Here is a 16,107-nt window from a genome sequence, read left to right on the forward strand (position 1 = left end):
CTGGCGCCGTGGCTGGCGCGGGTGGCGCTGCCGCTGCTGTTCCTCACCACCCCCTACGCCCGCCCCGGCGGCCTCGGCCAGGCCCTGGCCGACCACCTGCCGCGCCGCGCGCTGCCCTGGATGCTGGCGCTCAACGCCGCGCTGATGCCGTTGACCGGCCTCAGTGGCCTGGTCGCGCTGGTAGTGGCCCTGGCGGTGTTCCTCTGGTGGCGCAACCGGCTGATGGCGAGGCTGGACGGCACCACCGGGGATACGGCGGGGGCTTTGGTGGAGTTGGTGGAGTGCGCGGTGCTGGTGGCGTTGGCGATCTAGGGCCGAGGCAATCAGTCGGTTAGGCCGGTGTGTCGGGTGAGCGCCGGCCCTCTCCCTAACCCTCTCCCTGAAGGGAGAGGGGACCGTTCGGAGCGCTTGGATATTCCTGAGTCAGCCGGCAACACTGAGGGTTTCCGGCTGAAGCCATTCCTTCTCTCGGCACGGACAAGCTCCCTCTCCCTTCAGGGAGAGGGCTGGGGAGAGGGAGCGGACTTCCCGCCGGGCACCTCACCCCCAGGCGAACACCCTCACCCCAACGTCTCCGGCGGCGCCTCGTAGCTCCCCGACTCATAGCTCACCCCGTGCCTCATCCTGGGCGGCGCGTCGCCCGCGTGCAGGCTGGTGACCGTGTCGATGATGGTCTTGTCCTCCAGCGTCATGCGGTCGAGCATGCGCAGGTGGGCGATCCAGTTGTCCACCAGGAAGACCTCCTGCCAGGCCTCCTTGTCGCTGATGTCGCGGTACAGCGCCCAGCGTTCGGCGCCGTTGCGCAGGCGCAGGCGGCGCAGCGGCTTGGCTGCGCGGACGAAGTCGCGGGTGCGCTCGGCCGGGATGCGGTACTCGATGGTCACCAGCACCGAGCCGCGCTGGGTGTCGAAGACGAAGGTCGGCTCCCCCGGCAGGGTGCCGGGGGCGCGGGCGATGCTGCCGGGGTTCAGCTCCGGCAGGCGCGAGTTGTACAGCAGCGCCACCGAGATCAGCAGCAGCACCCCGGCGGCGAGCAGCGCGCCCTGCACGCCCATGGTCCCGGCGAAGTGGCCCCAGAGGAAGGAGCCCAGCGCCAGGCCGCCGTAGAGGGCCGTCTGGTACAGCGCCAGGGCGCGGGCCTTGACCCAGTCCGGCACCAGTATCTGCACCGCCGAGTTGTAGCTGGCCACCGCGGCGATCCAGCAGCTGCCGCCGACGATCAGCGCCGGGAACAGCACCCAGAGGTTGTCCACGCCGCCGAGGATCAGCAGCACCAGGCCGAGGGTGCCGCCGCCCAGGCTGATCAGGCGGCTGGTGCCGATCACCCTGCGCAGGCGGCCCACCAGCGTGCTGCCGAGGATGGCGCCCAGGCCCAGGGCGCCGAGCATGTAACCGTACACCGAGGCGTTGCCGTCCGGGTTGCGGTGCGCCAGCAGCGGCAGCAGCGCCCAGACGGCGCTGGCGGAGAGGCCGAACACCGCCGAGCGCAGCATCACCAGGCGGGTGACGCTGGAGTACTGGGTGAAGCGCAGCGCCGCCACCACCCCTTCGAAGATGTGCTCCGGCGGCAGGGTGCGCTTGGGCACCTCGCGGCGCCATTGCCAGATGGCCCAGATCAGCGCGGCGTAGCACAGGCAGTTGAACAGGAACACCCAGGGCGCGCCGGTGGCCGACAGCAGCAGGCCGCCGATGGCCGGGCCCACCGCCCGGGCGACGTTGTAGTTGACGCTGTTGAGCAGCACCGCATCGCCCACCAGGCGCGCCGGCACCTGCTCGTTCACCGCCGCCTGCCAGGCCGGGATGGTGATGGAGCTGCCCAGGGACAGCCAGAGGATCGACAGGATCAGCAGCAGCGGGTCGAGGTAGCCGAAGAAGGCCAGCACGGTCACCAGGGCCGCGCCGGACAGCTCGATGGACAGGCCGATGAGCATGATCTTGCGCCTGTCGTGGTTGTCCGCCAGCACCCCGGAGAGGATCGACAGCAGCACCAGCGGCAACGCCGAGGCGACCTGGATCATCGCCACCATCAGCGGGCTGGCGTGGGCCTCGGTGACCACCCAGGCGGCGGCCACCGACTGTGCCCAGGTGCCCAGGTTGGCGAACAGGTTGCAGATCCAGATGATGCGGAAGGCCGCGATGCTGAACGGGGCGAGCACGCCGCTGCGCTGGGGGTCGGCTTCGTTCTTCAGCGGCAGGTCGTGCTTGGGGGAAACGGATTGCAGCATGGGGAACGCCTTCTTGCGGTGGCCGGCGGCAACGGCGCTATGCCGGCAGGTCATGCCCGGCAAGTGTAGTGGCTGGCTCCGGGGGCGCCATTGATGATGGTCAGCCTGGCCTTATCGGTGAATCGTGCTGGCCCCGTGCGACAGTGCTTCGCGGCGTGCGGGTTGCTAGGCTGCGCGGCATCGACCGACAAGAGTGGAAGCCCCATGAACCACCTGCTGCGCTGTGTCCTGCTGTTGGCCCTGCTGATCCTGCCGCGTTGCCTGTGGGCCTGGTCCAACCATGCCCTGGGCAGCTACCAGGCCCTGGCGCAACTGCCGGCCGTGGCCCATGCGCCGGCGGTGCCCATGGAGCCGCTGGAGGCCTTCCTCGCCGCCGAGCGCGAGGGCCTGGTGGCCCTGCTCGACGAGCAGGAACGCTTCGCCCGCGAGCACTTCCGGCAGTACCCGGCGCGCCCCGACGCGCTGCGCTTCAGCGGCACGGAGCAGGACCTGCGCCAGGCCTTCCTCGGCGCCTTGCGCCTGAACCCCGAGGTCAAGCTGGCCAACGCCATCCAGCCCGCGCCGGGCCGCGACCAGCCGGCACGGGCGCACCTGAAGGCTTCGGACGTCCTGGTGTTCCACGACCTTTCCGGCTGGGCGCGCTGGCGCTTCATCGCCCTGCAGCCGGGCGAGCCGGTCCCGGCCCTGGCGGTGCTGGCCAGCGCCAGCGACGAGCCGGACTTCGGCCACGACATCCACCTGTTCAGCGACAACCCCGGCGCGGCCGGTCAGCGCTACGGCTTCGGCCCGCAGCCGTTCGGCGACCCGGGCTACGAGTTCAGCTCCCAGGCGCCGTTCCACATGGGCTTCTACCACGAGTCGGCGATCATCTTCGCCGGTGCGCCCTACCTGCAGCGCAGCTGGCCTGAGTGGCGCGCCTACCAGTTCCATGGCCTGGCGCGCTACGCCTTCGAACATGGCCACCCGTACTGGGGCTACCGCTTCCTCGGCTGGTCGATGCACTACGTCCAGGACCTGACGCAGCCCTACCACAGCACCCCGCTGCCCGGCGAAACCACCGCCAGCATGCTGTGGACGGCGCTCAAGGCACTGGCCGGCCTGGATGCCGACAAGAAGGCCGCCATCAGCCGCGTGGCCAGCCGCCACCTGGGCGTGGAGCGCTACCAGCTGGACTGGCTGCTGGAGTCGCTGCGCAAGCCGCAGGGTTCGGCGCTGCTGGCCGCCTATGCCGATGCCTCCGGCGACGGCGGCTACCCGGCGTATTCGGCCGATTACCCGCGGGAGGTGGTGGCGGCCGAATCCCACGCCCATGCGGCGGCCTTCGATGCGGCGATCGGTCACTGGTTGGCAACGATCCCGGCGGATGCCGGCGTCGGTTTCAGCGCCGGCAACGAGGTGGCGCCGCTGCAGCACGATGCGCAGCTGGACGAGCAGTTGCTGGCGTTGATCCGGGCGTTCGGGGCGCACAGCCGCAACCTGGCGAGGTCGGTGCTGCAGCCTTAGGGAAGGGCGAGGGGAGGGAAGGGAAGGAGCAACGCGCCGCGAAGGGGGCGTGGACCCTTCGCGGTGGCGTCGGATGGGCCTAGCCGCCAGTGCAGCCGTTGCCCCAGACCTGGTACTCGATGGTGTGGCGCTGGCCTTGCGAGTCTTCGTAGGTCATCTGCGCGGGCACTATCCCGCACTGGTTGGAGACGTCGGTGGTGGAAACCACGTGGGCGACGTCCAGGTTCATTCCGTAGGTGTATTGCTCCACTGCCGGACTCTGAGGTTGGGCAGCATCGTCCGCCTGCGCAGCGAGGGCGAGCGTGGAGAAGCTGGCCAGGGCCAGAACGACTAGGGCTTTCATGAGTTTTCCTGCCTTTTTCCCGAGCGGGAGCCGCATCCGGGCGCACGTGGCCAGGACGAAGTTCGGCGGCTTCATCGGGAAGATGTCTTTGGGGATGTAGCTATCGGGTTCTTGGGTGTTGCGGCGCGCTTCAACAGCAAGCAAATGGTAGGTCCGCGGCGGGCATATTCATATGCCCGGAAGCCAAAAATACCTCGTACTAAAAGGCAATAATCCAGCAATGGCGGGGGTTTGCGGGGCGCATGCGGTCATGATGACGCTGCGCGGTCATGTCGCGGCCATCGCGCAATGGGTATCAGGATGCACCAATTGTAGGAGCGGATCTCATCCGCGAATCGCGCCGGTGGTTCCAGCTATCGCGGACAAAGTCCGCTCCTACGACCGTGCCACCGGATGGTTCCGCGTGGCAGAGGCAATTGACCGTAGGGCGAATAGCCGTTCGCGGTTATCCGCCGTTGGCCGTGCCATCGGGGTGTCCGGCGTGGCGGGTGAATCCAATCGCGGACAAAGTCCGCTCCTACAGGGAAATGCCACGCCTTCCGGCAACCTGTAGGAGCGAGCTTGCTCGCGAACCGCATGGCACCGCTTTTGTTCGCGAGCAAGCTCGCTCCTACGAAGAGCATCTCGGCGCAGGCTGCAAGACAGTTCCTACAAGAGCGTGGAGCGGAGCCGCATCAAGCGCGCAGGAAGGCCAGCACCTTGTCGCTGAAGGCTTCGCCGGCCTGGACGTTGGACAGGTGCGCGGCGTGGAATTCCACCAGTTCGGCGCCCTGGATATGTTCCTGCAGGAAGCGGCCATGCTCGGTGGTGGTCACCGGGTCGCCGCTGCCGCAGACCACCAGGGTCGGTGCGCGGATGCTGCCCAGTTGCTCGCGGAAGTCGGCGTCGCGCACGGCGGCGCAGTTGGCTGCGTAGCCCTCGGGGGAAGTCTGCGCCAGCATGGCCACTATGGGCTCGACCTTGGCCGGCTGGGCCTCGGCGAAGTCGGCGGTGAACCAGCGCGAGATCGAGGCGTCGCGCAGGTCGCGCATGGCCTGGGCGCCGCCGGAGAGCACGGTGTCTATGCGCGGATTCCAGACTTCCGGGGTGCCGATCTTCGCAGCGGTGTTGCACAGCACCAGGCGCTCGATGCGCCCGGGGGCGTTGATCGCCAGCCACTGGCCGATCAGGCCGCCCATGGACAGGCCGCAGAAGCTGGCCTTGGCAATATTCAGCGCGTCCAGCAGGGCCAGCAGGTCGCGGCCGTTCTGCTCGATGCTGTAGGGGCCGGGGGTGACCAGCGAGGCGCCATGGCCGCGGGTGTCGTAGCGCAGCAGCTGGAAGTGTTGGGTGAAGGCCGGGACTTGCGCGTCCCACATGTGCAGGTCGGTGCCCAGGGAGTTGGACAGCACCAGCACCGGCGCGCCGGCCGGGCCTTCGAGGAGGTAGTTCAGGTCGCCGTCGGCGAGTTTGACGGTAGGCATTGGGAGCTCCCGTGGATCAGTACGGCGCCCGCTGGGGTGCGGGCGTCGAGATTGTTGCAGGTTTATTGGGTTCCCGCGTTCGCGGGAATGACGGATCGAGCGTCGCGTTTGCCGGCGTCATTCCCGCGAACGCGGGAACCCAGCAAACAGCCTCAGACGCGCTCGACCGCCAGCGCCACGCCCTGCCCCACGCCCACGCACATGGTGCACAGGCCGCGTTGGCCGCCGATCTTCTCCAGCTGGTGCACGGCGGTCAGGACCAGGCGTGCGCCGCTGGCGCCCAGCGGGTGGCCGAGGGCGATGGCGCCGCCGTTGGGGTTGACCCGGGCGTCGTCGTCGGCGATGCCCAGCTCGCGGGTGACCGCCAGGCCCTGGGCGGCGAAGGCCTCGTTCAGTTCGATGACGTCGAAGTCGCTCACCGCCAGGTTCAGGCGCTCCAGCAGCTTGCGCACCGCCGGCACCGGGCCGATGCCCATCACCCGCGGGGCGACGCCGGCGCTGGCCATGCCCAGCACCTTGGCGCGGGGTTTCAGGCCGTGTTTCTTCACCGCTTCGGCAGAGGCCAGGATCAGCGCCACCGAGCCGTCGTTGACGCCCGAGGCGTTGCCGGCGGTGACGGTCTTGTCCGGGCCGTTGACCGGCTTGAGCTTGGCCAGGGCCTCGGCAGTGGTGTCCGGGCGCGGGTGCTCGTCGGTGTCGACGACGGTTTCGCCCTTGCGGCCCTTGATCACCACCGGGACGATTTCCTCGGCGAAGTAGCCGGCGGCCTGGGCGCGCCCGGCCAGTTGCTGGCTGCGCAGGGCGAAGGCGTCCTGGTCCTCGCGCGAAACCTGGTAGTCGTCGGCGACGTTGTCGGCGGTCTGCGGCATGGCGTCGACGCCGTACTGGGCTTTCATCAGCGGGTTGATGAAGCGCCAGCCGATGGTGGTGTCCTCGATCTTCTGGCCGCGGCCGAAGGCGCTGTCGGCCTTGCCCATTACGTAGGGCGCGCGGGACATGGACTCGACGCCGCCGGCGATGACCAGCTCGGCCTCGCCGCTGGCGATGGCGCGGAAGGCGCTGCCCACCGCGTCCATGCCCGAGGCGCAGAGGCGGTTGAGGGTCACGCCGGGGATGCTTTCCGGCAGGCCGGCCAGCAGCAGCGCCATGCGCGCGACGTTGCGGTTGTCCTCGCCGGCCTGGTTGGCGCAGCCGAGGTACACCTCGTCCAGCTGCGCCCAGTCGACCTGCGGGTTGCGCTCGACCAGGGCCTTGACCGGCACGGCGGCCAGGTCGTCGGCGCGCACCGCCGAGAGCGCGCCGCCGAAGCGGCCGATGGGGGTGCGCACTGCGTCGCAGATGAAGACCTCGCGGCTCATTCCTCACCTCCTTGCTGGCCATGGGCGGCGGCGGTGCGGGCTTCGAGGGCGCGCAGGGCTTCCAGTTCCACCTCGGTGGGGGCCACGGTCTCGATCACCTGCTCGGCGAAGCGGATGGCCCAGCCGGTGTTCTCCACCACCTGCTCGCGGCTCACGCCCGGGTGCAGCGCGGTGACGATGAATTCGTTGGTGCCGGCTTCCGGTTCCATGATGCACAGGTCGGTGATGATCGCCACCGGGCCCTTGCCGGGCAGGCCGAGCTGCTGGCGGTGGTCGCCGCCCTCGCCATGGCCGACCGAGGTGATGAAGGCCAGCTTGTCGACGAAGGTGCGGTGCGACTGCTTGAGGATGATCAGCACTTCCTTGGCGGAACCGGCGATTTCCGGGGCGCCGCCGGCGCCGGGCAGGCGCACTTTCGGCGAGTTGTAGTCGCCGATGACGGTGGTGTTGATGTTACCGAAGCGGTCCACCTGGGCGGCGCCGAGGAAGCCGACGTCGATGCGCCCGCCCTGCAGCCAGTAGCGGAAGATTTCGCCGGTGGGCACCACGGTGTCGGCGGTCTCGGCCAGCTCGCCGTCGCCGATGGACAGCGGCAGCACGCTGGGCTTGGCGCCGATGGGGCCGGATTCGTAGATCAGGACCACGTCCGGCGAGGAGGTCAGGCGCGCGAGGTTGGCGGCCTTGGACGGCAGGCCGATGCCGACGAAGCACACGGCGCCGTTCTTCAGGCGGCGGGCGGCGGCCACGGTCATCATTTCATTGGTGCTGTAGGCGCTCATTATTTGCCCTCCGCGATCTTGGCTTGGAACTCGCTGAAATCCTGGGTGCCGCGGATGTAGGTGTCGATCCAGGCGGTGAAGCTCTCGCGGTCGCGGGCGATCGGGTCCCAGGCCTGGTAGAAGCGGTTGTCGCGCTCGTAGTAGCCATGGGCGTAGGACGGGTGCGCGCCGCCAGGCACGTGGCAGACGGCGGACAGCGCCCAGGTCGGCAGCACGCAGGCGTTCATCGGCGCGTTGAGGTCGTCGACGATTTCCTCGACGGTGACGATGCAGCGCTTGGCGGCCAGGGCGGCTTCCTTCTGCACGCCGAGGATGCCCCACAGCAGCACGTTGCCCTTGCGGTCGGCCTTCTGCGCGTGGATCACGGTGACGTCCGGGCGCACCGAGGGCACGGCGGCCAGTTGCTCGCCGGTGAAGGGGCACTCGATGAACTTGATGTTCGGGTTGACCTTCGGCAGGTCGGAGCCGGCGTAGGCGCGCAGCACCGCGAACGGCAGGCCGGAGGCGCCGGCCACGTAGGAGTTGGCCAGGTCGGCGTGGCTGTGCTCGTCGATCTCCAGCGCCCGCGGCCAGCCCTTCTCCACCGCGTCGCGCAGGCGGTGCAGCGAACCGACGCCGGGGTTGCCGCCCCAGGAGAAGGTCAGCTTGCGCGCGCAGCCGGCGCCGATCAGCAGGTCGTAGACCAGGTCGGGGGTCATGCGCACCAGGTGCAGGTCTTTCTTGCCCTGGCGGATCAGCTCGTGGGAAGCGGCGGTGGGGATCAGGTGGGTGAAGCCTTCGAGGGCGACGGTATCGCCGTCGTTCACGAAACGCTCGACCGCTTCGCGGAGGGTCAGGAGTTCAGCCATTGTCGGTCTCGTCTTGGGTCCAGGGCATCCGGGGATGCCGATGGGCAAGACAGTAGCGCCGGCCACCGGGACCAAACAATGCGATTATCGACTATCGGTGCGGTTATCGAACACTTCTACTGCCATGGATGCCTGGGCGTAGGGCATACAACCGTTCGCGGTTGTACGCCGATTCACCGCGATCACCGGTGGCGCCAAGGCCGAATTCGGCGCTGCCTGAAACCAAGGCCAAACGGCGTATGACGCGGAGCGTCATACGCCCTACGTCCCGGGAGCATCCGCAGTCAGCGATCCTGCTCGCAGTTGACCATCCAGGGCACCCCGAAGCGGTCGGTGAACATGGCGAAGGCGGCAGCCCAGAAGGTCTGCTGCAGTTCCATGGTGACCTGGCCGCCCTCGCTCAGGGCGTCGTAGATGCGCCTGGCCTCGGCCTTGCTGTCCACCTGCAGGGAAACGGACACGCCCTTGGTGCCCTCGTAGGGCATCGGCGGGCAGTTGTCCGAGCCCATCAGCACCTGGTCGCCCACCTCCAGGCGCACGTGCATCACGCGGTCGGCGGCATCCGGCGGAATCTGCCCCATGTCCGGGGCGTCCTTGAAGCGCATCAGCATCGGCAGCTTGCCGCCGAGCACCTGGGCGTAGCGGTTGAAGGCTGCCTCGCAGTTGCCATCGAAGATCAGGTAGGCCTGGATTTTCATCTGGAGTCTCCTGCCGGTTCAGTCTTTGCCGGCGATGCGGGCGCGCAGGCGTTCTTCCTGTTCGCGCAGTTCCGGGGTGAATTCGTCGCCGAAATCCTCGGCCTCGAAGACCTGGCGGATCTCGATCTCCGACGGGCCGTCGAAGGGGCTGGGGCAGCGCTTGATCCAGTCGACGCATTCCTGCAGCGAATCGCACTGCAGCAGCCAGAAGCCGGCGATCAGCTCGCGGGTCTCGGCGAAGGGGCCGTCGATGACCGTGCGCGAGGCACCGTCGAAGCGCACCCGGGCACCCTTGGCGCTGGGCTGCAGGCCCTCGCCGGCGAGCATCACCCCGGCGGCCACCAGTTCCTCGTTGAACTTGCCCATGGCCGCCAGCAGCTCTTCGGAGGGCATGACGCCGGCCTCGGAGTCGGCGGTGGCCTTGACTATCGCCATGAAGCGCATGGTGGTTCTCCTCTTCTCGTGAAGTCGAGTGGGCCCACTGCCCCGCTCTGCCGGTTAGTCGATGCGCGGGTGGCGCAATCGACAGCGGCGCCGACCGTTCGTCGGCACCGTCGGGGCGGCAATGGCAGGAAGAACGATAGACAGGGAGCGCGAGGGTACAAGCCGGCGCGACGAATGCGCCCGGTGGCACCTGGCCACCAGGCGGAGGGAGGGTCAGAACAGCTTGAGCAGGTTGAGGTAGAAGCGCGGCGACTTGCCGTTCTTGTCGTGCAGTTCCTCGGCGGACACCGAACGGGTCAGCGGGAAGGCCAGTTCCGGGCTCACGTAGGTGTCGCTGGCCACCTGGAAGTGCGCGCCGAAGCCGGCCGAGGCCAGGCTCTCGGAGTTCACGTAGCGCGGCTTCTCGTTCCATACCTTGCCCACGTCCCAGTAGCCGTAGTACTGGGTCGGCACCGGGTGCCGGAAGAACTCGTGGTAGCGGTTGTACTGCAGCTCCACCTTGCCGGCCAGGCCTTTGTCACCGGCGATTTCCGAGGGGTCGTAGCCACGGCCGAACTGGCTGCCGCCGACGCCGAACTGCTCGGGGGTGAGCAGCGCGTCGCCGAAGCTGGTCTGCCCGGTCAGGGCCAGGTAGAGGTTCAGGCCCTCGGTGATCCAGCTCATGTCCTGCAGGCGCTGGGCGTCGAACTGTAGCTTGGTGAAGTCGGTCTGGCCCTCGTAGCGCGAGGGGTTGAGCCGCGACTCGTGGCTGGCGCCCATGACGTCCAGGCCCTGGCTCAGCTCGGCCTTGAACAGGTTGCGACCGCCGTACTGGTCGACGAAGTCGTAGCTGGCGCCCACGCGCAGCGCGCGGATGCGGTCGTCGCTGGAGGGCGGCAGGTCCGGCTCGTCGAAGTAGCGCGACTTGCCGTTGAACCAGGTGAAGGCCACCGAGGTGTTGAAGTTCTCCGCCCGCGAGCGGATCCACGGGTGGGTCAGGCGGGCGACGAAGGTATCGCCGCTGCTCTTGGCGTTGAGGAAGCTGAAGGTGTCGGCGTGGCCGTCGCTGTGCTGGGCGAGCAGGCTCAGGGTGGTGCCCTGGGCGTTGACCGGCAGCTCGTACTGGCCCTCGTAGAAGGCCATCTCGTTGCCTTCCAGGGAGTGGCCGTAGCGCACCGAGAGGCGGTCGCCCAGGCCCAGCGGGTTGTTCAGGCCGACGCCGCCGTAGGCCTGCCAGGGGCCGAAGTAGCGGCTGTCGCGGTTGTCGGCGCCGATGAAGCCGTCCCAGCGCTTGAACTCGCTGTTGTCGGCGGTGAGGTCGGTGCCTTCGCGCACTGGCGAGGCGGACAGGGTGCCGTGTACCTGGTTGCCCGGCAGGTCGTTCATCAGCAGCAGGTTGCGCTCCAGGGTCGAGCGCTTGAGCGGCGCTTCCTGGCGGATGTTCTCGGCGTAGGCGCGCATGGCCCGGCTGGATTCGCCCTGGATCTCCACCTGGTTGATGCGCCCTTCCACCACCCGCAGGCGCAGCACGCCCTCGTCCAGGCGCTGCACCGGGACGAAGGTGCGCACCAGCGGGAAGCCGGCTTCGCGGTAGCGGCGGGTGATCTTGGCGGCCACCGCGTTGACTTCGGCGAGAGTCACCTTGCGTCCCTCCAGGGTGGCCAGCAGCGGGCGGAAGGTGCTCGGCGGATAGCTGGTGGAGCCTTCCAGCACGACCTCGCGTACCAGGAAGGGCCGGCTGTTGGTGGCCGGCATCTGCGGCGTCTTGTCGGCGTCGATCAGCGGGCCCTGGGGGCTGACGGTGCCGGGCGCCATCTCCAGGGTGCCGGGCATGTCGTTGGGCGAACTGCGCCGACCGTCGGCGCCGGGCATCTCGACACGGCCCGGGTCCATGGCCTTGAAGGGTTGCGGGGAGGCCGCGCCGGCCGGGAGCAGGGGTCCGGCCAGGCCGGCGCAGATCGCCAGGGCAAGCGCCCGGCGCAGGGGGGTGTGGGAGAGGTTCATATCACTTGGCCTCCTTCGCCTTCAGCTCGAGCTCGCGCGGGATCACTCCGCGGTTCCAGTCCGGCAGGCGGAACCTGTCGCCGTCGATGAGGCTGTTGGCATAGTTGATGAGGTCGATGCGGTCCGGCAGTTGTTCTTCCGCCGTGCCGTAGCTGCGCGGCTTGCACACCAGTTGCACGCTGTAGCTGCGCACCACCGCCGGGCTCACGGTGTCGCTGGCGATGATCGAGGCCGGCGATTCGATGGGTGTGCAGCGTTCGCTGGTGGTGCCGGCGTTCAGGCCGCTGCTGGTGACCGGCTGGCGGCTCGGCGGCAGCGGCGGTTCCGGCGTCGGCTCGGGCGTGGGGCCGGGTTCGGGCTTCGGCTCGGGGCCCGGTTCAGGCGCCACGGGGCCGTCGATGCGCAGGTTGCCGTCGACGAAGATGACCTGATAGTTGGCGCTCACCAGGCGTGTGCCGTCCTGCTCGAAGATGCGGTAGTTGCCCGCCGCCTCGCCCGGTTCGCGGGCCAGGGTGAAGTCACGCGCGTCCTCGGCGAACTTCCAGCCGCTGGCCTGGTAGGTCAGCGCCGGGTCGGCCTGGCCGGCCTGCTTGGCCTTGTCGTCGGCCACCACGCGCAGCGGCGCGGGGGCGATAGTCAGGGTCGCCGAGCCGAAGTTCACTTCGTAGCGCTGCGACATGTGGCTGCCGGGGCTGCCGGAGGTCTGGATGGCGTACTGGCCAACGTTGGATCGCTCGGTGGCGGCCGTGCCCACCTGGGTGTTCAGCGCCAGGCGGTCCTGGCCGAGCTGGCGGTCGACGAAGCTGTCCACTTCGCGGGCCGCGGCCGCCGCGGCGTTGTCCGTCACCTGGGTGGTGAAGCCGGGGTTGGCCTCGCCGTAGGTGCGGCCGGCGTCCTGGGTGCCGACCTCGACCGTGGCCTTGCGGGCGGTCAGGCTGATTGAATCCGGGGCTTGTTCGGTGGACAGGAAGTGCACGATGGCCCGCTCGCGCAGCACGCTGGAAGTGGGCCCGCTGGGATCCACCGGCGGGTCGTTCCAGATGCCGTCGTCCATCAGCCAGCCGAGGGTCACCTGCACCTGGTCGACCTTCTGCCCGAGGCTGATGATCAACTGCTGGCTGCTGCCGTCCTGGACGTTGTGCTGCACCTCGGCCTGGTTCACCGCGCCAGGAATGTACTGATAGGGCTCCACGCCCCAGCCCGTGGTGCCTGGCAGCGTGGAGACCACCTGCAGGCCGCCGTTGGCATCGAGGGCGAAGCCGAGCGGCAGGCTGCCCTGCGGCACGCCGTCGATGAAGAACTGCGTCAGGTTGGCGTCGCTGGCGTCGGGCTTGAAGCTCCAGGTCTCGTTGCCGACCTTGAAGGAAATGCCGTTCACCAGGTAGTCCGAGCTGTCCAGGTAGTTGAGCAGCACTTCGGGCGACAGCAGCTGGCCGTCCGGGCCGACGAAGCCGGTCGCCTCGAAGACCAGGTAATCGAACGACTGGCCGCCCAGGTCGAACACCAGCGGCAGGTCGCCCGGGCCGGAGCCGGTGTCGGCCACCACCTCGCGGGAACCGACGTAGCGCAGCTCCTGCGCCGTCACCCCGGTGAGGCTCTCGCTGGAATACGGCGACTTGACCGTGCCGGTGGACGTGGTGCCGCTGGCGTTGGTCTGGCTGAAGCGGAACACGCCGTTGCTGGCCTTGCCGGCCAGGGTGCCGGCGAAGTTGAGGTCGCTGTCCAGCAGCACGCTGGCGCCTTCCACCGCCAGTTGCCCGGCCTTGATCGCGGTGCCGGCGTCCTGGCTGACGCTGGCGACGTTGGAGGTCTTGATCCAGACGATGCCGTCGCCGACGTCGATGATGGCGCGCGCCATCATGGCGGCGTCGCCGCTCTGCCCGGGGGTGTTGTTGACCAGGCGCACGTCGCCGGTGGCGGCGATGAACAGGTTGCCACCGGCCAGCAGGATGGGCGCGTTGATGTACACCGAGCCGCTGTCGTCGTGCAGGTCGGCGCGGTTGCCGTTGGCGTCCACGTAGCCGCGGCCCTGGGTCGGGTTGCCGGCGGCGATCAGCGCCAGGGTGCCGCCGGTGGGGTTGCCCTGGGCGTCGACGGTCTGCCAGACCTGCCTGGCGATGATCGGCGCATTGACGTTGATCCGCTCGCTGGCGCTGATTTCCACGTTGCCGGTCTTCAGCGCCTCGACGATGGTGCTGGCGGCCACTGCGTCGGCGCCGCCGGCCTCGTCGATGGTCACCGTCTGCGGGTCCAGCAGCCAGGTGCCGGCGCGCTGGCTGCCGCCGGTGTCGACCTTGGCATCGGCCGTCACCTGCAACTGCTTGCCGGAAGTCTCCACCACCCCGCCACGCTGACCGCCGCGGGCGCTGGCCTGGCCGGCGAAATGGGTGCGGCCGTCGGACCAGGCGACGATGGTACCGCCGTCGGTGGCGCCATCGGCGCGCAGTTGCGCGCCCTTCTCCACCGTGGTGTTCTGCGCCCGCGGCTCGCTGCCCTGGCCGCGGAAACCGCCGCCCACCAGCAGCGAACCGCCCTTGCCGCCGGTGCCCGAGGCGTCGAGGCGCGCGCCGTCGGCGATGCTGACGTTGTCGCCCAGCACCTTGATGCTGCCGCCTTCATTGCCACGCGCAGACAGGCTGCCGGTCACGCGGGTTTGCTCGGCGTTGCCGAGGACGATGCTGCCGCCCTGCTCGCTCACCGAGTCGGCCACCACCGCGCCGCCGAGGCTGATCACCGAGTCCAGGTGGCGCGCCGCGCGGGCCGCGCTCATCACCACCGAGCCACCGCCGACGTCGATCACGCCGCTGTTGTGCACGCCGCCCCTGAGGTCGTCCTTCACGTCGCCATGGGGGTCGCCGGCCAGGCTGATGAGGCCGTCGCCGCTGAAGTCGATGGTCGCCTGCGGGCCGCTGGCCAGGGTCGCGCGGCCCTTCTGCGCGCGGATCAGCCCGGTGTTCTCCACCTCGGCGCCGAGCAGCGCGACCACGGCGTTCTCGCCGCTCATCACCATCTGCCCGTGGTTGGCCACCTTGCCGGTGAGGTCGATGTCCAGCTTGCCGGTCTGCCGGAAGCGCTCGATCTGCTCGTCGGTCACCCGTCCGGCGCCGGCCACCAGCGAGGCAGTGGAAACCCGCGAGTTGGGGCCGAACCAGATACCGTTGGGGTTGAGCAGGATCAGCTTGCCGTTGGAGGTGAGCATGCCGTAGATCGCCGAGGGGCTGGCCCCGGTAACGCGGTTGAGGGTGATGGAGCTGCCGTCCGGCTGCTGGAAGTGCACCTTGTTGTCGGCGCCGATGCTGAAGTTCTTCCAGTCGATGGCGGTTCGGCCGGTCTGCGTCTGGATCTGCATCGACGAGCCGTCCTGGGAGATGTTCACCGCGCCCTGCACCACGTTCTGGATCTGCGGCAGCTCGCCCGCAAGGGCCAGCTGCGCGCTGCCTGCGGCCAGCGCCATGGCCAGCAGCAGGCGCTTGAGCGGGTAGTCCGCGAGGCGCCGCCGGGTCGGCCGGCGCGAATGGGAAACGAGGTTCATGAGGATTGCCTCCTTCGTCGTGCGGCCCTCTGATGGCGCCGCTGATAGTTAGGAAGCTATCGATCATTTCTGTAAATGAGTCTGCCTTTGGTCAAGGATTTTTAGATTTGTCAATAAACAAGAGCTGAATGAACCGTCGGAATTGTTCGAAAGAAACGAATCCATGACCACGGCGCCAGCAAGCTGGACGCCCGCCACCCCAGGCCCTAGATTGGCCTGTTCCCGAGAAATCCCCGAGCAAGGAGCCCCTGCATGAGCCTGGAATCGGTCCGCGCCTTCTTCGCCGAGAAGGCCCCCGACATCGCCATCATCGAACTGGACACCAGCACCGCCACCGTCGCCCTGGCCGCCGAGGCCCACGGCGTGGAACCGGGGCGCATCGCCAAGACGCTGTCCCTGCGCGTGGGCGAGCGCACCGTGCTGGTGGTCGCCCGCGGCGACGCCCGCCTGGACAACCGCAAGCTCAAGGAAGCCCTGGGCGGCAAGGCGAAGATGCTCGGCGCCGAGGAAGTGGTGGAACTGACCGGCCACCCGGTGGGTGGCGTCTGCCCCTTCGGCCTGGCCAGCCCGCTGCCGGTGTACTGCGACGTGTCGCTGCGCGCCTTCGACGAGGTGCTGCCGGCGGCCGGCGCCCTGCACAGCGCCGTGCGCATCGCCCCGGAACGCCTGGCCAGCCTGGTCGAGGCCGACTGGGTGGACGTCTGCCAGGAACCGGCCTGAAGCCGCCCGGCCCGCCACTGTTGCCCAGCCAACAGTGGCTCGACACTGTGTCCGCAGACGGACAGGCAACTGTCGCCACCGATACGCAACTCACTGATCCATAAGGCTTTCTAAAGCCGGCACAGCTTGTGCAACGCCTCTGGCGAACGGGCCCGACCGCGGGCCCGATGCCATCGCATTCCAGAGGTAGCCCCCGCACATGCCACAGCCT

General features: G+C 68.8%; 13 protein-coding genes. 3 read left to right on the forward strand and 10 right to left on the reverse strand.

The window, feature by feature from the left end:
• Positions 1-312: adenosylcobinamide-GDP ribazoletransferase (locus DK254_RS12290; RefSeq protein WP_177412057.1), on the forward strand; the 312-nt coding region annotated here is incomplete at its 5' end.
• 248 nt (positions 313-560) lie between these two features.
• Here the strand turns inward: DK254_RS12290 and DK254_RS12295 are convergent.
• Positions 561-2,225, reverse strand: a complete 1,665-nt coding sequence (locus DK254_RS12295; protein ID WP_109933925.1) for an MFS transporter — start codon at positions 2,223-2,225, stop codon at positions 561-563.
• Between the two features lie 204 nt (positions 2,226-2,429).
• Between DK254_RS12295 and DK254_RS12300 the strand changes: the two genes are divergently transcribed.
• Positions 2,430-3,728: a phospholipase gene (locus DK254_RS12300; RefSeq protein ID WP_109933926.1), complete on the forward strand. Its 1,299-nt coding sequence runs from the start codon at positions 2,430-2,432 to the stop codon at positions 3,726-3,728.
• A 79-nt stretch (positions 3,729-3,807) separates the two neighbouring features.
• On the opposite strand, the gene DK254_RS12305 is transcribed toward DK254_RS12300, so the two are convergent.
• From DK254_RS12305 to DK254_RS12345, 9 genes are all read right to left on the reverse strand, one after another.
• Entirely contained in the window at positions 3,808-4,071 is a 264-nt protein-coding gene (locus tag DK254_RS12305) for a DUF2790 domain-containing protein (protein ID WP_109933927.1), read from the reverse strand.
• A gap of 674 nt (positions 4,072-4,745) precedes the next feature.
• Positions 4,746-5,534 carry a 3-oxoadipate enol-lactonase gene (gene pcaD / locus DK254_RS12310; RefSeq protein WP_109933928.1) on the reverse strand — a complete coding sequence of 263 codons (789 nt, stop codon included), beginning with the start codon at positions 5,532-5,534 and terminating at the stop codon, positions 4,746-4,748.
• A gap of 152 nt (positions 5,535-5,686) precedes the next feature.
• Positions 5,687-6,892, reverse strand: a complete 1,206-nt coding sequence (gene pcaF, locus DK254_RS12315; RefSeq protein WP_109933929.1) for a 3-oxoadipyl-CoA thiolase — start codon at positions 6,890-6,892, stop codon at positions 5,687-5,689.
• Entirely contained in the window at positions 6,889-7,671 is a 783-nt protein-coding gene (locus DK254_RS12320) for a CoA-transferase subunit beta (RefSeq protein ID WP_109933930.1), read from the reverse strand. The genes pcaF and DK254_RS12320 overlap by 4 nt, the downstream gene beginning before the upstream one ends.
• Positions 7,671-8,519: a CoA transferase subunit A gene (locus tag DK254_RS12325; protein WP_109933931.1), complete on the reverse strand. Its 849-nt coding sequence runs from the start codon at positions 8,517-8,519 to the stop codon at positions 7,671-7,673. Before DK254_RS12325 ends, DK254_RS12320 begins: the two co-directional genes overlap by 1 nt.
• Positions 8,520-8,803: 284 nt before the next feature.
• Positions 8,804-9,217: a VOC family protein gene (locus DK254_RS12330; RefSeq protein ID WP_109933932.1), complete on the reverse strand. Its 414-nt coding sequence runs from the start codon at positions 9,215-9,217 to the stop codon at positions 8,804-8,806.
• 18 nt (positions 9,218-9,235) lie between these two features.
• Positions 9,236-9,661: a YciI family protein gene (locus DK254_RS12335; RefSeq protein ID WP_089394294.1), complete on the reverse strand. Its 426-nt coding sequence runs from the start codon at positions 9,659-9,661 to the stop codon at positions 9,236-9,238.
• Positions 9,662-9,874: 213 nt separating this feature from the next.
• Complete coding sequence (locus DK254_RS12340) at positions 9,875-11,644, reverse strand: ShlB/FhaC/HecB family hemolysin secretion/activation protein (protein ID WP_109933933.1); 1,770 nt, start codon at positions 11,642-11,644, stop codon at positions 9,875-9,877.
• A 1-nt stretch (position 11,645) separates the two neighbouring features.
• A complete protein-coding gene (locus DK254_RS12345) occupies positions 11,646-15,176 on the reverse strand; it encodes an MBG domain-containing protein (protein ID WP_109933934.1) in 3,531 nt (1,176 codons plus the stop codon).
• 252 nt (positions 15,177-15,428) lie between these two features.
• Here DK254_RS12345 and DK254_RS12350 point away from each other — a divergent pair, with 252 nt between their 5' ends.
• The gene (locus tag DK254_RS12350; RefSeq protein ID WP_109933935.1) at positions 15,429-15,896 is read left to right on the forward strand and encodes a YbaK/EbsC family protein; all 468 of its coding nucleotides are present in this window, start codon (positions 15,429-15,431) and stop codon (positions 15,894-15,896) included.
• Positions 15,897-16,107: the final 211 nt, after the last annotated feature.

Origin of the sequence: Pseudomonas sp. RW407 (assembly GCF_003176655.1) — a bacterium.
Taxonomy (GTDB): Bacteria; Pseudomonadota; Gammaproteobacteria; order Pseudomonadales; family Pseudomonadaceae; genus Pseudomonas; species Pseudomonas delhiensis.